This window comes from Streptomyces sp. NPDC092952 (genome assembly GCF_044754785.1).
In the GTDB taxonomy this organism is placed as follows: domain Bacteria; phylum Actinomycetota; class Actinomycetes; order Streptomycetales; family Streptomycetaceae; genus Streptomyces.
Map to the genome: position 1 here is coordinate 60128 of NZ_JBIVPT010000006.1, position 16391 is coordinate 76518.

Consider the following 16391-nt stretch of genomic DNA (forward strand, 5'->3'; position numbering starts at 1 on the left):
ACGGACCGGAATCGGTCCGTCCGGCGTTCGGGCGCGTACGGCTCGGGAACCTGGCGCGATTACGCCCCCCCCCGGTGCGACCGGCTCAGGCGGTCGACGACAGCGCGCGCAGCAGCAGCGGGGCCACCTGCTCGATCTGCCAGTGGCGCGCCCCGTACCCGGCGAGCGCGGTCTCCACGGCGTCCGGCGTCGGGTGCTTGGGCGGCTCCCAGCAGAGCCGGCGCACCGTGTCCGGGGTGATCAGGTTCTCCTGCGGCATGTGCAGTCGCTCGGCGAGCTCCGACACCGCGGTGCGGGCGGCCGAGAGCCGGGCCGCCGCCGCGGGGTCCTTCTCCGCCCAGGCGCGGGGCGGCGGCGGACCGGTGAGTGCCTGGCCGGGCTGCGGCAGCTCGGCCTCCGGCAGCGCCTTGGCCCGGTCGACGGCCGCCTGCCACTGCTCCAGCTGGCGCCGCCCCATGCGGTGGCCGAAGCCGGGGAGCGCGGTCAGGGCCTGGACGTTCGGCGGGAGCGCGAGCGCCGCTTCGACGATCGCGGCGTCGCCCAGCACCTTGCCCGGGGAGACGTCGCGGCGCCGGGCGACCTGGTCGCGCGCGGTCCACAGCTCCCGGACCGCCGCCATCTGGCGGCGGCGGCGGACCTTGTGCATGCCGGAGGTGCGGCGCCAGGGGTCCTTGCGCGGGGGAGCGGGCGGGGCGGCGGCGATCGCGTCGAACTCCTCGCGCGCCCACTCCAGCTTGCCCTGCCGGTCGAGCTCGTCCTCCAGGGCGTCGCGCAGGTCGATCAGCAGCTCGACGTCGAGCGCCGCGTAGCGCAGCCAGGGGTCGGGCAGCGGACGGGTGGACCAGTCGACGGCGGAGTGCCCCTTCTCCAGGGAGAAACCGAGCACGTTCTCCACCATGGCGCCGAGGCCGACGCGCGGGAAGCCGGCCAGTCGGCCGGCCAGCTCGGTGTCGAAGAGCCCGGTGGGGGTCATCCCTATCTCGCGCAGACAGGGCAGGTCCTGGGTGGCGGCGTGCAGGATCCACTCGCTGCCGGTCAGGGCCTCGCCGAGCCCGGACAGGTCGGGGCAGCCGACCGGGTCGATCAGCGCGCTGCCCGCGCCCTCGCGGCGCAGCTGCACCAGGTAGGCGCGCTGGCCGTAGCGGTAACCCGAGGCCCGTTCGGCGTCGACGGCCACCGGCCCGGACCCGGCGGCGAAGGCGGCGACCACCCGGGCCAGCGCGTCCTCGGACGCCACCACCGGGGGAATGCCCTCGCGAGGTTCGAGCAAGGGGATCGGCGCCGGGGCGACGTCGTCCGGGGGAGCGCCCCCGGTGGTTCGCAGTGAACTGTCTGCTGCGGTCTCTTGGGCGTCGGTCACGTGTCAAGGGTATCTGTGTATGTACGGCGCCCGTCGACGGAACGTTCCGCCGACGGGCACCGATGAGCACAAACCAGCCGGGCCGTGCCCGTGCGGGCGGCCGGGTACGGGTGTCAGTGGATGATCCCGGTACGCAGCGCGACGGCGACCATGCCCGCGCGGTCCCCGGTGCCGAGCTTGCGGGCGATCCGGGCGAGGTGGCTCTTGACGGTCAGTGCGGACAGGCCCATCGAGACGCCGATGGCCTTGTTGGACTGGCCCTCGGCGACCAGCCGGAGGACCTCGACCTCGCGGCCGGACAGTTCGCGGTAGCCGCCGGGGTGGCCGGGGGCGCCCGGCGGGCGTCGGTGCATACGGGCGGCGTTGGCGCCGATGGGCGCGACGCCGGGGCGGGCGGGGTGGCCGATATTGGTTCGTGTTCCTGTGACGACGTAGCCCTTCACACCGCCCGCGAGGGCGTTGCGGACGGCGCCGATGTCGTCGGCGGCGGACAGGGCGAGGCCGTTCGGCCAGCCGGCCGCCCGGGTCTCGGACAGCAGGGTCAGCCCGGAACCGTCGGGCAGGTGGACGTCGGCTACGCAGATGTCGCGCGGGTTGCCGACGCGGGGGCGGGCCTCCGCGATGGACGACGCCTCGATGACGTCACGTACTCCGAGTGCCCACAGATGGCGGGTGACGGTGGAACGGACGCGCGGGTCGGCCACGACGACCATGGCCGTCGGCTTGTTCGGGCGGTAGGCGACCAGGCTTGCGGGCTGCTCTAGGAGAACGGACACCAGGCCTCCTGGGGAGTGGCGGGACGGGCCGGCTCGGTGGTGGGCCGGGGCGAACCGTGCTTGAAGGGTCATTGACCTCTTCGGCAGCAGGACCCTGCTCCTTTAGGGGATGATCGCGATTTGATGCGTAACAATTCGGGCAAATCGGGCGCACGATCGATTGTACGAAAAAAGTGCCGGTGACTGGGCGACATGGGTGACGCGCAGTGACCGGCACGGCCCGTTTTCGGCCATTCGGAAGATTGTGCGGTTCGGAGGGGTGCGGGCCGCTCAGGAGACCTGGGGGCCGCGCCGCTGGGGGAGCGTCACCACCGCCGCGTCCACCGGCCCCGAGGGCGGCAGGCCGGCGATCTGGCAGAGCAGATCGCCCCAGGCCATCAGGTGCGCGGCGGCGTCCGGGACCCCGCCCCGGCCCTCCCGCGGCGTCCAGGACGCCCGGATCTCGATCTGGGTCGCCGGGCGCCGCGCCCCCAGCGCGCCGAAGTAGTGCGAACCCGCCCGGGTCACCGTCCCCCCGGCCTCCCCGTACGACAGGCCGCGCGCCTCCAGCGCACCGGTCAGCCAGGACCAGCACACCTCGGGCAGCAGCGGATCGGCGGCCATCTCCGGCTCCAGCTCGGCCCGCACCAGCGTGACCAGCCGGAAGGCGCCCTGCCAGGCGTCCTGCCCGGCCGGGTCGTGGAGCAGCACCAGACGGCCGTCGGCCAGATCGTCCTCGCCGTCGACGACCGCGGCCTCCAGCGCGTACGCGAACGGGGCCAGCCGCCGGGGCGGCCGGGTCGGTTCCACCTCCAGCTCGGGGCGGAGCCGCGCCGCGTGCAAGGCGTCCACCGCCGACCGGAACGCGGGCGGGACGAAACCGCCCTCCTCGCTGTCCTTGCCGTCAGCGTCGTCGGTTCGATCGGAGAAGTGTCCCTGCGCCGGAGCCATGCGGGGAAGAGTAGGCGGAAGAGGCGCTTCGCGCAGGGAGGGACACATACGCGTGCCCGGTCGCCGGTGCCGCCGTGCGAAGATTCCCGGTGTGAGTGCCAACGATCGCCCCATGGGCCAGCAGCCGAAGACCCCCGCCACCCATGAGTCGGCGTTCCTGAAGGCGTGCCGCCGCGAGCCGGTTCCGCACACGCCGGTCTGGTTCATGCGTCAGGCGGGCCGGTCGCTCCCGGAGTACCTGAAGGTCCGCGAGGGCATCCCGATGCTCGACTCCTGCACGATGCCGGAGCTGGTCGCCGAGATCACGATGCAGCCCGTCCGCCGCCACAAGGTCGACGCCGCGATCTACTACAGCGACATCGTCGTACCGCTGAAGGCCATCGGCATCGACCTCGACATCAAGCCCGGCGTCGGCCCGGTCATCGCCGACCCGATCCGCACCCGGGCCGACCTGGCCCGGCTGCGCGACCTGACGCCCGAGGACGTCTCGTACGTCACCGAGGCCGTCGGCCTGCTCACCGCCGAGCTGGGCGCCACGCCCCTCATCGGCTTCGCCGGGGCGCCCTTCACCCTGGCCAGCTACCTCGTTGAGGGCGGCCCGTCCCGCAACCACGAGCACACCAAGGCCCTGATGTACGGCGACCCGGAGCTCTGGGCCGACCTGCTGGACCGGCTCGCCGAGATCACCGGTGCCTTCCTCAAGGTGCAGATCGAGGCGGGCGCCTCGGCCGTCCAGCTCTTCGACTCCTGGGTGGGCGCGCTGTCCCCCGCCGACTACCGGCGCTCGGTGCTCCCCGCCTCCGCGAAGGTCTTCGACGCGGTCGCCGGGTACGGCGTCCCCCGCATCCACTTCGGCGTCGGCACCGGCGAGCTCCTCGGCCTGCTCGGCGAGGCCGGTGCGGACGTCGTCGGCGTCGACTGGCGCGTTTCGCTGGACGAGGCCGCGCGCCGGGTCGGCCCCGGCAAGGCGCTCCAGGGCAACCTCGACCCCGCCGTGCTGTTCGCGCCGACCGAGGCCGTGGAGGCCAAGACCCGCGAGGTGCTGGACGCCGCCGCCGGTCTGGAGGGCCACATCTTCAACCTGGGCCACGGCGTGATGCCGTCGATGGACCCGGACGCGCTGACCCGGCTCGTCGACTTCGTCCACACCAGCACCGAGCGCTGACCCGCCGCCGGACGCGGGCGCCGCCGTTCAGGCGGTGCCCGCCCGGCGCACCGCCGTCACCGCCTTGCGGGCCGCCACCAGCACCGGGTCCCACACCGGGGAGAACGGCGGCGCGTACCCCAGGTCCAGGGCGGTCATCTGCTCCACCGTCATCCCCGCCGTGAGCGCCACGGCCGCGACGTCCACCCGCTTGGCAGCCCCGTCCCGGCCCACGATCTGCACCCCGAGCAGCCGCCCCGTGCGGTACTCCGCGAGCATCTTCACCGTCATCGGCCGCGCCCCCGGGTAGTAGCCCGCCCGGCCCGTCGACTCGATCGTCGCCGTCACGAACCGCAGCCCCACCGCGCGGGCGTCCTTCTCCCGCAGACCGGTGCGGGCGATCTCCAGATCGCACACCTTGCTCACCGCCGTCCCGACCACCCCAGGGAACGTCCCGTAGCCGCCCGCGACGTTGGACCCGATGACCTGGCCGTGCTTGTTGGCGTGGGTGCCCAGCGCGATGTGCCGGGTGCGGCCCGCCACCAGGTCGAGCACCTCGACGCAGTCGCCGCCCGCCCAGATGTCCTCCTGGCCGACGACCCGCATCGACAGGTCCGTCAGCAGCCCGCCGTGCGGGCCCAGCGGGAGGCCCGCCGCCCGCGCCAGCGCCGTCTCCGGCTCCACCCCGATGCCGAGCACCACCACGTCCGCCGGGTACTCCGTCCCGCCCGCCACGACCGCGCGGACCCGCCCGTCCGGGCCGGTGCGGATCGCGGTGACCCCGGCCCCGTTCACCGTGGTGATGCCGAGGCCGTCCATCGCCTCGTGCACCAGCCGCCCCATGTCCGGGTCGAGCGTCGCCATCGGCTGCTCGCCCCGGTTGAGCACGGTCACCGCGAAACCGTGGTTCAGCAGCGCCTCCGCCATCTCCACACCGATGTAGCCCGCCCCGACGACGACCGCCCGCCGGCTGCCCGGCGCCCGGTCCAGCGTCTCCAGCAGCGCCTGCCCGTCGTCCAGGGTCTGCACCCCGTGCACCCCCGGCGCGTCCATCCCGGGCAGCGCCGGGCGCACCGGACGGGCCCCGGTCGCGATCACCAGCCGGTCGTACCCCGTCCAGTACGCCTCGCCGCTGCCCCGGTCCACCGCCCGCACCCGCCGCCCGGCGACATCGACCTCGGTGACCTCGGTGCGCATCCGCAGATCGATGGAGCGGGCCCGGTGCTCCTCGGGGGTGCGCGCGATCAGCGCGTCCGGCCCCGCGACGTCGCCGCCCACCCAGTACGGGATGCCGCAGGCGGAGTACGAGGTGAAGCCGCCCCGCTCGAAAGCGACGATCTCCAGCTCCCCGGGCCCCTTCAGCCTGCGGGCCTGCGAGGCGGCGGACATGCCCGCCGCGTCGCCGCCGATGACCACCAGTCGCTCCGCCGCCATACCCGGTTCTCCCTCCGCCGTGACGCGGGCCGTGCCCGCGGGCCCACGCTACGACGTGGGGGACCCGGCCGGGCGCCGGGCCGCGTTTGAGAGAGTGGGGGCATGCAGCGTTCACCACACCGCGCGGACCCGGGCACCGGACACGTCGTCGTCATCGGCGGAGGCATCGCCGGTCTCGCCGCCGCCCACCGCCTCCTGGGGGCCGGACTGCGGGTCACCCTGCTGGAGGCCGCCGAGCGGCTCGGCGGGAAGCTGATGACCGGTGAGGTCGCCGGGGCCCGGGTCGACCTGGGCGCCGAGTCGATGCTCGCCCGCCGCCCCGAGGCGGTCGGCCTGGCCCGCGAGGTCGGGCTCGGCGACCGCCTCCAGCCGCCCGCCACGGCCACCGCCTCGGTCTGGACGCGCGAGGCCCTGCGCCCCATGCCCAAGGGCCACCTGATGGGCGTCCCCGGAGACCCGTCGGCGCTCGCCGGACTCCTCACGCCCGAGGGACTCGCCCGGATCGGCGGGGAGCGCGACCTCGCCCCGACCCCGGTCGGCGAGGACGTCGCGGTCGGCGCGTACGTCGCCGACCGGCTCGGTCGCGAGGTCGTCGACCGGCTCGTGGAACCGCTGCTCGGCGGGGTGTACGCGGGCGACGCGTACCGGATCTCGATGCGCGCCGCCGTACCGCAGCTCTTCGAGGTGGCCCGGGAGGGCGGCTCGCTGCTCGACGGCGTCCGCCGCGCCCAGGAACGCGCCGCCGCCCGGCAGCAGACCGGCCCGGTCTTCCAGGGCATCGAGGGCGGCATCGGCACCCTGCCCGGCGCGGTCGCCGACGCCGTCCGCGCGGCCGGCGGGGAGATCCTCACCCGCACCCGGGTCCTCGGCCTGACCCGCGGCACCGACGGCTGGGCCGTCCGCACCGAGGACCGCACGATCACCGCCGACGGCGTCGTCCTCGCCGCCCCCGCCTGGTCCGCCTCCACCCTGCTCGCCGCCGAGTCCCCGGCGGCCTCCGCCGAGCTGGCCGGGGTCGAGTACGCCTCGATGGCACTGGTCACCATGGCCTTCCGCCGCTCCGACGTCGCCGCCACCGAGGCCCTGGCGGGCCGCTCCGGCTTCCTCGTCCCCCCGGTCGACGGCCGCACGATCAAGGCCTCCACCTTCTCCACCCACAAGTGGAACTGGGTCGCCGACGCCGCCCCCGACCTCTTCGTCCTGCGCACCTCCGTCGGCCGGTACGGCGAGGAGGACCACCTCCACCGCGAGGACCACGAACTCGTCGACGTGTCGCTGCGCGACCTCGCCGAGGCCACCGGACTGGCCGCCAGGCCCGTGGACACCGAGGTCACCCGCTGGATCGGAGGACTGCCCCAGTACCCCGTGGGCCACCTCGCCCGGGTCGCCCGGATCCGCGAGCAGGTCGCCGAGCTGCCCGCCCTGCGGGTCTGCGGAGCCGTCTACGACGGGGTCGGCATCCCGGCCTGCGTCGCCAGCGCCCACCGGGCCGCCGACGAGATCGTCACCGAGCTGGCGGAAGGGACCGCGGAAGAGATCATCGCCACGCCGACCCCGGTTCAGGGCACAGGGAGCGAGGCGGGACAATAGCCCTATGAGTGCGACCGAGAAGATTGCCAACGCCGGCAAGAAGGCCAAGGACCTCAACGAGGTCATCCGCTACACGCTGTGGTCCGTCTTCAAGCTGCGCGACGCCCTGCCCGAGGACCGTGCCGGCTACGCCGACGAGGTCCAGGAGCTGTTCGACCAGCTCGCGGCCAAGGACGTCACCGTCCGCGGCACCTACGACCTCTCCGGCCTGCGCGCCGACGCCGACGTCATGATCTGGTGGCACGCCGAGACCGCCGACGAGCTCCAGGACGCGTACAACCTCTTCCGGCGCACCAAGCTGGGCCGGGCGCTGGAGCCGGTCTGGTCGAACATGGCGCTGCACCGCCCCGCCGAGTTCAACAAGTCGCACATCCCGGCGTTCCTCGCCGACGAGACGCCGCGCGACTACATCAGCGTCTACCCCTTCGTCCGCTCCTACGACTGGTACCTGCTGCCCGACGAGGACCGCCGCCGGATGCTCGCCGACCACGGCAAGATGGCCCGCGGCTACCCGGACGTCCGGGCCAACACCGTCGCCTCCTTCTCGCTCGGCGACTACGAGTGGGTCCTCGCCTTCGAGGCGGACGAGCTGCACCGGATCGTCGACCTGATGCGCCATCTGCGGGGCTCCGAGGCGCGGATGCACGTCCGCGAGGAGGTCCCGTTCTTCACCGGCCGCCGCAAGGCGGTCGCAGACCTGGTGGCCGGGCTCGCGTAGCGAGCGGGCACGACCACCCCAACCCGGAAGGTCAGAAGGCGGGCACCGGCGCTCCGGCGCCGCCCGTCGTTCCAGCGACACCGGGTTCGGCTCCGGGTGCGGCGCGCGGACAGCGCGCCGCACCGGCGTCCTTCCACCCCGTCCCGGCTACCGGGACACCCCGCCGCCGAGCGCGGCCCGCAGCGCCGGATCGTCCACGGCCCGCACGCCGTCCACCGCGAGCGCCGCCAGGACCCCGCCCCGTGCCGTTCCGTTCGCGGTCAGCAGCCGCCAACCGGCCGGTGAGGCCCACGAGTCGTACGGATGGATCTCCATCCGCGCTATGGCCAGGCACCCCACCGTCAGCACCAGCGGCAGCCCGAACCACACGAGCAGCGATACCACCGGCCCGCCCGGCCCGTGCTCCTGACCGGGCACCAGCACCGTCACCGCGCCCATCGCGGCCACCAGCAGCGCCGCCCCGCGCACCCCCCGCACCGCCGCGGCGACCTTCCCTCCGGCCCCTCCGGGCAGTGCCAGCCCCGAGGCGACCAGCCGGTCGGCCAGGGCGCGCACCGCCTCGGCGGCGGCCGCCGCGCTCCGCAGGGGCGGTATCGGCGACTGGCCCTGCGGCCCGATCGCCCGTATCACCGAGCGCTCCATCTCGTCCCGGCCCTCCGGGTCGACGACCGTCGCCCAGCCGGTGTGGGCCAGCAGCAGACGGCGCCGCAGATGCATCGCGACCAGGGTCAGCTCGACCACCCGGTGCGGGCCCCCGGCCAGGAACGCGGTCTCGTACAAGGACAGTTCACGGCCGGTGCCGGGGTCCGGGACGGTGTCGTCGGCCCCCTCGGACGTGCTCCACAGCAGTCCCGCGCGGGCCGATACCAGACAGAGCCGGACGCACGAGACGACCGCCGCGCCCCACGAGACCAGCAGGAAGACAACCCAGACCATGGGCGCTTTCTACGTGGTGGGGGCGCGGATGCCAAGCCCTTTTCCATGATGCGGACGAGCGGCACCGCCCGACCGGTCAGTCCCCGCCGCCTCCGCCGCAGCCGCCCCCGCAGCTCGATCCGCCGCCGCAGCCGGAACCGCTGTCCCCGCCGCTGTCCCCGCCGCCTCCGCCGCAGCCGGAGCCGCCGCCGTCCCCGCCCCCGTCGCCGGAGCTGCCGCAGCCGCCGCCGGAACCGGAGTCACCGGCGCACCACACGACGGGGGCGAGCAGCAGCGCGGAGGCGCCGGTCGCGACGGCCGCCGCGTGCGCCCGGCCCTGCGGGTCCGTCCGGGCCGCCGTGGTCAGCTGGGCCCGGAGCTCCGGGTCGGGCAGGGCCCGCGGCCCCTGCGCGGCGACCAGGAGGGCCGCGTCGGGGACGAGGGCGTGCGCGGTGCGGTACTCCCGGGCGGCCCGCCGCCCGGCCCGGGTGACGCGCCCCCGGGCGCGGGAGGCGCAGACGAAGCCGACGACGACGCCCACGAGCAGGGACGGGATCACCCGGACGGGGAACGGCACGACCCCGTCCGGGGCCAGCTCGTCGCTCAGGGCGTCCTGGGCGGTCAGTACGACGGTGAACGGCACGGCCAGCAGGCAGACCAGCCCCTGCGCGAGGCCCCAGCGGCGCCATCCCCGCCCCGTGCCGGGCACGACCAGCAGCCCCCGGGCCGCGAGCCCGTCGCCGATCTCCTGCACCGCCGGATGCCGCATCACCGCCGTACGCAGGCCGTGCAGCGACCCGTTGGGCGCCTGCGCCAGCTCCTGGAGGACCGCGCGCTCCACCAGGTCGTGGGCCTCGTTCCGCTGGACGGCGACGATCCCGGGGCCGCCGACGGCGAGCCGTCCGTCCGTCGCCATCGCGGTGAGCGCGGTGTCCACCACCCTGCCCGGACCGCCGCCGAGGAACGCCGCCTCGTAGCGGTCGTGCACGGGGCCGCCGGGGTGCGCGGCGCCGCGGCGGGCGCGGACCAGCCCGGTGACGAGCAGGACGGAGGAGAGCAGGACGGCGATCTGTATCGCCAGGGCCAGGGCGTTCACGCCGGTCACCTTCCGGTCAGGGCCGCGCGGGCCGCGCGGAGCAGCAGAGTGGTACGACGGGGCGGACGGGCACCCGCCCGGTCCTGCCACCAGTGGGTCAGCCGCCGCCGGGCCGCGGCATCGGCGGGGAGGTCCGCGAGCAGCAGGGACTCGGCGAAGTCCAGTGCGTCGCGGCGGTATCCGGCGGACATCGGGCGGGCCGCGGCGTACGCCAGGAAGGCGCTCCGGTAGCCGGTGCCCAGGATCTCCGGCAGTTCGGGCGCCACCTTGGCCACGACCCCGGCCCGCTTGGCGGCCAGGGCGCGGCCCTGGACCTCCAGCCGCTCCCGGTCGAAGCCCGCCGGGACGGGGCCGCCGGCGACCAGCGCGGAGAGCAGCCCGTGCTGGCCGGCGGCGAGCCGGTCACGGGCCGCGTTCTCCCCGGCGGTCCTCCCTGCGGGCTCGTCCGGGACGGCCCGTGCGGGCGTACGGGCCGCCGGGACGCGGCGCGGGGTGCCGGCCGCCCGGTCCAGGGTGGCCCGGATCAGGTCCAGTTCGCCCGCCAGCTCCCCGGCCGGGGGGAAGTCGTCGTCGCGCTCCAGCAGGACGCCCGGCGGGTCGACCCGGGAGCGCAGCTCGGCGAGTACGTCCAGGACCGGCGCGGTCACCGGGTGCGCGTGGGTGTCGTGCCAGACACCGTCCTTCTCGACACCGCCCGCCACATGGACGTACGCGATGGCCTCCACCGGCAGTTCGTCGAGCGCGGTGGCCGGGTCCTCGCCCCGGTTGACGCGGTTGGTGTGCAGATTGGCGACGTCGATCAGGAGCCGGACCCCGGTGCGCTCGACCAGCTCCGCGAGGAACCGGCCCTCGGTGAGCTCCTCGCCGGGCCAGGAGACCAGCGCCGCGATGTTCTCCAGGGCCAGCGGCACCGGCAGCGCGTCCTGCGCGATGCGCACGTTCTCGCACAGCACGTCCAGCGCGTCCCGGGTCCGGGGCACGGGCAGCAGATGGCCCGCCTCCAGCCCCGGCGCCCCGACGCGCGGCCCCCCGGCCCGTACGAAGGCGATGTGCTCGGTCACCAGCGGCGCGCCCAGCAGCTCGGCGCGGGCGGCGAGGTCGGCGAGGCGCCCCGGGTCGGGCCGCTCGGCCCCGCCGAGCCCGAGCGAGACCCCGTGCGGCACGACCGTGACCCCGCGCTCCCCGAGCCGTACCAGCGAATCCGGCAGATGGCCGGGGCAGAGGTTCTCCGCCACGACCTCCACCCAGTCGATCCCGGGCAGCGCCTCCACGGCGTCCGCGATCTCCGGCCGCCAGCCGATCCCGATCCCCAGCTTCATGCCCGCCCCCTGTCCGGCTCCGCCACCGTGCCCAGCATTTCGTACCGGGCTCATGGCCCCGCAGGGAGGTGGCGAATCCGAACAGAGGGACGTTCAGAGCTTCATCTGAGGTTCCGGTTTCCGGCCCGGACGGCGGCGGGCGCCGCACCGGAGGGGGATTCCGGTGCGACGCCCGCTTCTGTCCTGCATGTGCTACTTGAGGCTGTACGCCCGTTCGATGGTCTCGACCGTGCGGCTGCCCGCTCCGTCCCACAGCTCGGCCCGGACGGCCACGTACCCGTCCGTCGCGGCGAGCTTCGGGTGCCGGTAGGAGACCCGGAAGGAGTCCGCGTCCTTGCGCGTGACCGTGGCCGCCTTCCAGGTCCTGCCGCCGTCGTAGCTGACGGAGACCTTCGCCCCGGCCACCTTCGTCGAGCCCTTCCAGCCCGTGGCCCGGTAGCCGTCCAGGGTGAAGGAGTAGGCGGAGTTCGCCCGGACCCGGTTGAGCAGGTCGGCCGTCATGCCGTAGTGGGTGGTGATGACCGGCAGGGGCTCGCAGGCCGCGACCTGGCCGACGAAGTCCCCGCACGCCTCCTCGGAGAATCCGCTCGGGGTGTCCGCCGTGAACGAGTACTGGGCGCGCGCGGTCCCCGAGGTGCCGAACCGTCCCTCCTCGTCGTCGCCGTAGGCGAAGCCGATGTCCAGCCGGTAGTCGGCCCTGCCCTTGACGGTCCACTGGGTCGAATCCTCGACGCGCTGACCGTTCCGGTAGAACGCCAGGTCGGGAAGGGTGCTCCACTCCATGTAGTGCGCGGGATCGGAGTCGCCCGCGGCGCCCGGCGCCGGCAGGACACCGGCGTCGGTGCTGCAGAAGTTGCACGACAGCCAGCTGCCCAGCGGCGCCGCGTGGAGGGCGGGACCGAACCAGTCCTCCACGACGGAGGTTCCGGGCCTCGGGGTCTCGACCCTGCCGTGCATCGGGGCGCTGAACCGCTCCACGGCGACGTGCTGCTGGTACGTCAGCCCGCCCTTCGCGTAGACGAGGTCCTCGCGCCGCTGGCCCCGGTAGACGGTCTCCGGTGTCCGCACCGAGACGGTGTTCGTCGCCTTCGGGCCCCATACGTCCTGCAGGTACTCGGTGGGCTGCTCCTTCCCGTACCCGTGGAAGACGTTGGTGACGGAGGCGAAGTCGCCGCGCCGGGCCGTGGCGCGGAGGTCGGCGGGGATTCCGTCGTAGGTCCACTGCCCGGAGTAGGCGTAGGCCGACTCCTTCCGTCCGTGCAGGGTGACGGTGACGGCCTTCTTCCCGCCCGCCGCGACCCGGGCGGCCAGCTCCTTCCCGTCCCGCTGGGTGATTCCGGCGAACGGGATGTTCAGCCCGTCGCCGATCGCGGTGAAGACGCTGCGGTCGGTGACCCGGGCGACGAGCACCGCGGCGGCACCGGCCTCCTCCAGCTCACCCGCCAGCGGACCGGCGAGAACGGGGAAGTCGTTGTGCACGAGCACGGCCTTGCCGCGGATGTCCTTCCCGGCCAGCTCCTCGGCGCTGCCGCCGCCGACGTCGACGAGCGGGAGCTTCCTGGTGCCGTCGAAGCGGGCGAGGTTGCTGGGGGACCGCAGGGTCAGCGCGAAGCCCTTGGGGCCGGTCGCCTCGGCGGTGAACAGCGGCTGCCGTTCACGCTGGTAGAAGGTCGAGGACAGGGTGCCCGTACGGGGCTTCGCCGCGGGGATCGCGCCGAAGTGCCCGGTGGTGGGGGAGGCGTCGCCGGTCACGCTGACGCCGGAGGAGCGTCCGTCCGGGGCGGTGCGCCGCAACTGGTAGGTGAAGGTGGAGGCTTCGAGGGGCCGCCGCTCCCCGGTGACGTCCAGCCGGAAGTCCTCGGCCCGGGTGGCGTCGACGGTCGTGGTGACCGGTGCGTCGGCGACCGTCACCTCCGGGAGGCTGAACAGGTCGAGGGCGTCGGCGTATCCGCCCCGGTAGCCGAGGTCCCCGGTGGTGATCCCGCCGAAGACCGCGTACCGCCCGGTGGGGACGCGCAGCCGGAGGGTGGCGAGCTTGTTCACGGGGAACGTCTCGTAGTAGGCGCTGTCGAGTCCCATGACGATGACCAGGCCCCGGTCCGGGGTCTTGCCGTCACGGCCCTTGAGGCCGATGTTCATGCCGTAGCTCGGGGGCTCCTTGGCGAAGCCGAGGGCGGCGTGGGCGGTGGCCCCGTCCGCGGCGGTCGCGGTGATCTCGCCCGTGTACGAGCCGTCGTCGAGGAGGTTCGGGTCGAGGACGACGGGGACGTCGACGCTGCCGCCCGCGGGAACGGTCACCTCGTCCCGGCCGAAGGCCAGCGAGCCGTCGGCGGGGGAGCCCTGCGAGAGGTGGGCGGCGAGCTTCACCGTCTGGGCCGCGCCGGAGGGGTTGCTGACGGTGAGGGTGCGGGTGCGCTTCTCGTACGTGGCGTCCTTGCCCTCGTACCAGGTCATTCCGAAGTCCACCGGGCCGGAGAGGTCGAGCCGGGCGTCGAGGGAGGCGGCGACGTTCACCCGGCCGCTGCCCTGCTCGAAGACGGTGGCGTCGGCGGACCGGTCGGTGTGCGAGGTCAGCGCGGCCTTCAGCCGCTCGCCCGGCCAGTCCGGGTGCCGCTGCGCCAGGATGGCGGCGGCTCCCGAGACGTGCGGGGTGGCCATCGACGTACCGTTCGCCGCCGTGTAGTCGCCGTCGACGACACTGCCCATGGCGGTACCGGCCGCGCGGGCGGCGACGATGCCGACGCCGGGTGCCGTGACGTCGGGCTTGATGCCGTGGTCCCAGGTGCGCGGGCCCCGGCTGGAGAACTCCGCCATCCGGTCGGACTTGTCGACGGCGCCGACGGTCAGGGCCGCGTCCGCGGCGCCGGGGCTGCCGAGGGTCGACTCTCCCGGGCCGTCGTTCCCGGCGGCGATCACGAACAGGGAGTCGCTGGACGCGCTCAGCCGGTCGACCGCCTCCGTGGACGGGTCGTCCTGGGCGTCACCGGCGGACCCCAGGCTCATGCTGATGATGTCGGCGCCCTGGTCGACCGCCCATTCCATGCCCGCCATCACGCCGGATTCCGGGCCCGAGCCGTCGTCGCCGAGGACCTTGCCGATCAGCAGGTCCGCCCCGGGGGCCACCCCCTTGTACCGGCCGCCCGAGGCGGCGCCGCTGCCCGCGACGGTGGACGCGACATGGGTGCCGTGGCCGTGGCCGTCCTGCACGGTGGCGGCGCCGGCGACGAAGCTCTTCGACGTGACGACCCGGTCCTTGACGTCGGGGTGGCCGAGGTCGACCCCGGTGTCCAGGACCGCGACCTTCACGCCGGTCCCGTCGTACCCCTTGGCCCAGGCCTCGGGGGCGTGGATCTGGGGAACGCTCTGGTCCAGCGCCACCTTGGCCGGGGCGTCGTACCAGATCTTGGCGACCTGGGAACCGGCGGCGGTCCGCTGCTTCCCGGTGGCCCCGTCGGGGCGGGCCGCCTTCCAGAAGGAGGCCGCCCCGGTCTTCTCGACGTGGACGGCGGCCATGCCCATGCGGCGCAGCAGTGCGCCCGGCCTGCCGGAGGGGAGCTTCCGGGCGCGTTTGCCCAGCTCGGTGCCGGAGGGCTTGTCGTCGTACGAGACGATCACGGGCAGCGTGTTGTCCTTGGCGTCCCCGTGCCCGTCCTTGATCAGCCGGGTGACGTTGAACAGCCGCCGGTCCAGGGTGCGGGCGGCGAGCGGGGCCAGTGCCTCGGTCGGGTACACGTACAGGTCGCCGTCGGGGTCGGTGACGGTCTGGAACGTCGCCGCGTTGCCGGGCGCGGGGGTGACGGTCACGGAGGTGCGGCCGCCGGACTTCGTGACGGAGACGGTGTCCCCGGTGATGAGGGTGACCAGGGAGGGCTTCGCCTGCTGGGCGGCCTTGGGTGAGAGACCGCCCGCGGGGTTGCCGCCGGCGGGTGCTCCGACGGCTGTTCCGGGACTGAACCCGGGTATCAGCATGCCGGTGGCGAGCACCGCCGTGACGGCGATCAGCCGTCTTCCGCGTATGCCGCTGGAGGGTGTCGGCACGTACTTCTCCTTGGGTGAAAGGAACGGAACGGGGCAAGGAGTGCACGCCGGAATCCGGGCAGGGCAGGGCGGAGCAAGGGGAGGGGAACGGGAGGGAAGCGGGCCCGGACGAGCGGCGCACCCGGAGGCTATAGCCCGTCGGAGCATGCGCTGAAGGCAAATGCGTGGCGCATGTGCGCCAGTTGTGAAGGCCGGGGCCTCCGGGGAACGGGGGACGCACCGTCGCGCCGGCGTCCCTCCGGCGCTGCTCCTGGACCCGGTGCGCCCGCCGCTATCCCCGCGCCGCCCCGGGGTCCGGCGTGCCGCACGACACGTCCACCCAGCCCCGGCGGGCCGCGTACCAGCCGAGCTGCATCCGGGTCGCGACCCCGGCCCGGTCCATCAGGCCGCGGGCGCGGCGCAGCACGGTGCGGCGGCCGACGCCCAGGTGCCGGGCGATGGCGTCGTCGGTCAGCCCGCCGAGGAGCAGGGTCAGCAACCGCTTCTCCGCGGCGCCCAGTTCGTCGTGCTCGGCGCGGGGCGCCGGGGTGCCGTGGTCGAAGGGGGCGCTGTCGGCCCAGACCCGCTCGAACAGCTCGACCAGGCCGTCGAGCAACGGCCCGGAGTCCACGATCACCAGACCGCCGGGGCTCCCGGCGGGATCGTTCTCCCCGAAGGCGCAGGTGAAGGCGGTCTCCCGGTCGATGATCATCATCTTCATCGGGAGCCGGGCCGTCACCCGCGCCTGCTCCCCGGCCGCCAGGCACTGGTCGATGCGGGTCATCGCCCCCGGGTACTCGATCGCCTGCTCGCCGTAGACCGTGCGGTACGAGACCCCGTCCGACAACCGGTCCAACTGGACCGTGTTGTCCACGGACCAGTAGGGCGGCGCGTCGAAGTACAGCACTTCGCGCCGGGCACGCTGCTGTATGCGCGCCGCGTGCACCGGCGCGGTCGGACGCGACATTCCCGGTGCGGGGCCGCCTCCCGTGCCGGTGCCGATGGCCCGTACCGCTCCGAGGACCTGGTACGGCAATGGACGGCCAGGACCTTTCGTCCGGATCGTGCCGGGCCCATGTGCCCCGGCATCGC

Annotated in this window: 12 protein-coding genes; 3 read left to right on the forward strand and 9 right to left on the reverse strand. The window is 74.4% G+C overall.

All coding sequences use genetic code 11. The features are described from left to right. Positions 1-85 precede the first annotated feature (85 nt). The 3 genes from ACIQGQ_RS16895 to ACIQGQ_RS16905 form a co-directional block, all read right to left on the reverse strand. Positions 86-1360, reverse strand: a complete 1275-nt coding sequence (locus ACIQGQ_RS16895; RefSeq protein ID WP_402396157.1) for an HRDC domain-containing protein — start codon at positions 1358-1360, stop codon at positions 86-88. Between the two features lie 113 nt (positions 1361-1473). After that, a complete protein-coding gene (locus ACIQGQ_RS16900) occupies positions 1474-2136 on the reverse strand; it encodes a response regulator transcription factor (RefSeq protein WP_352273071.1) in 663 nt (220 codons plus the stop codon). A gap of 270 nt (positions 2137-2406) precedes the next feature. Next, positions 2407-3066 carry a DUF3000 domain-containing protein gene (locus ACIQGQ_RS16905; protein ID WP_366289365.1) on the reverse strand — a complete coding sequence of 220 codons (660 nt, stop codon included), beginning with the start codon at positions 3064-3066 and terminating at the stop codon, positions 2407-2409. 91 nt (positions 3067-3157) lie between these two features. On the opposite strand from ACIQGQ_RS16905, the gene hemE reads away from it, so the two are divergent. Beyond that, positions 3158-4231 (forward strand): uroporphyrinogen decarboxylase, encoded by a 1074-nt coding sequence (gene hemE / locus ACIQGQ_RS16910; protein WP_402396160.1) that lies wholly within the window; start codon positions 3158-3160, stop codon positions 4229-4231. 27 nt (positions 4232-4258) lie between these two features. Here hemE and ACIQGQ_RS16915 read toward each other — a convergent pair whose 3' ends face one another. Then, positions 4259-5644 carry an FAD-dependent oxidoreductase gene (locus tag ACIQGQ_RS16915; protein ID WP_402396162.1) on the reverse strand — a complete coding sequence of 462 codons (1386 nt, stop codon included), beginning with the start codon at positions 5642-5644 and terminating at the stop codon, positions 4259-4261. Between the two features lie 102 nt (positions 5645-5746). On the opposite strand from ACIQGQ_RS16915, the gene hemG reads away from it, so the two are divergent. Together hemG and hemQ are read left to right on the forward strand one after the other, a co-directional pair. Continuing rightward, a complete protein-coding gene (gene hemG, locus ACIQGQ_RS16920) occupies positions 5747-7234 on the forward strand; it encodes a protoporphyrinogen oxidase (RefSeq protein WP_402396165.1) in 1488 nt (495 codons plus the stop codon). A 4-nt stretch (positions 7235-7238) separates the two neighbouring features. Beyond that, the gene (hemQ, locus tag ACIQGQ_RS16925; RefSeq protein WP_402396168.1) at positions 7239-7952 is read left to right on the forward strand and encodes a hydrogen peroxide-dependent heme synthase; all 714 of its coding nucleotides are present in this window, start codon (positions 7239-7241) and stop codon (positions 7950-7952) included. 147 nt (positions 7953-8099) lie between these two features. On the opposite strand, the gene ACIQGQ_RS16930 is transcribed toward hemQ, so the two are convergent. From ACIQGQ_RS16930 to ACIQGQ_RS16950, 5 genes are all read right to left on the reverse strand, one after another. Next, the gene (locus ACIQGQ_RS16930; RefSeq protein ID WP_402396171.1) at positions 8100-8888 is read right to left on the reverse strand and encodes a TIGR04222 domain-containing membrane protein; all 789 of its coding nucleotides are present in this window, start codon (positions 8886-8888) and stop codon (positions 8100-8102) included. Positions 8889-8964: 76 nt separating this feature from the next. Next, positions 8965-9963, reverse strand: coding sequence for a TIGR04222 domain-containing membrane protein (locus ACIQGQ_RS16935; RefSeq protein ID WP_402396173.1), 999 nt, complete (start codon positions 9961-9963; stop codon positions 8965-8967). Between the two features lie 5 nt (positions 9964-9968). After that, positions 9969-11282 (reverse strand): DUF692 domain-containing protein, encoded by a 1314-nt coding sequence (locus ACIQGQ_RS16940; RefSeq protein ID WP_402396176.1) that lies wholly within the window; start codon positions 11280-11282, stop codon positions 9969-9971. Between the two features lie 192 nt (positions 11283-11474). Next, complete coding sequence (locus tag ACIQGQ_RS16945; protein WP_402396178.1) at positions 11475-15320, reverse strand: S8 family serine peptidase; 3846 nt, start codon at positions 15318-15320, stop codon at positions 11475-11477. Positions 15321-15591: 271 nt separating this feature from the next. Then, positions 15592-16335 (reverse strand): hypothetical protein, encoded by a 744-nt coding sequence (locus ACIQGQ_RS16950; RefSeq protein ID WP_402396180.1) that lies wholly within the window; start codon positions 16333-16335, stop codon positions 15592-15594. Between the last annotated feature and the right edge of the window lie 56 nt (positions 16336-16391).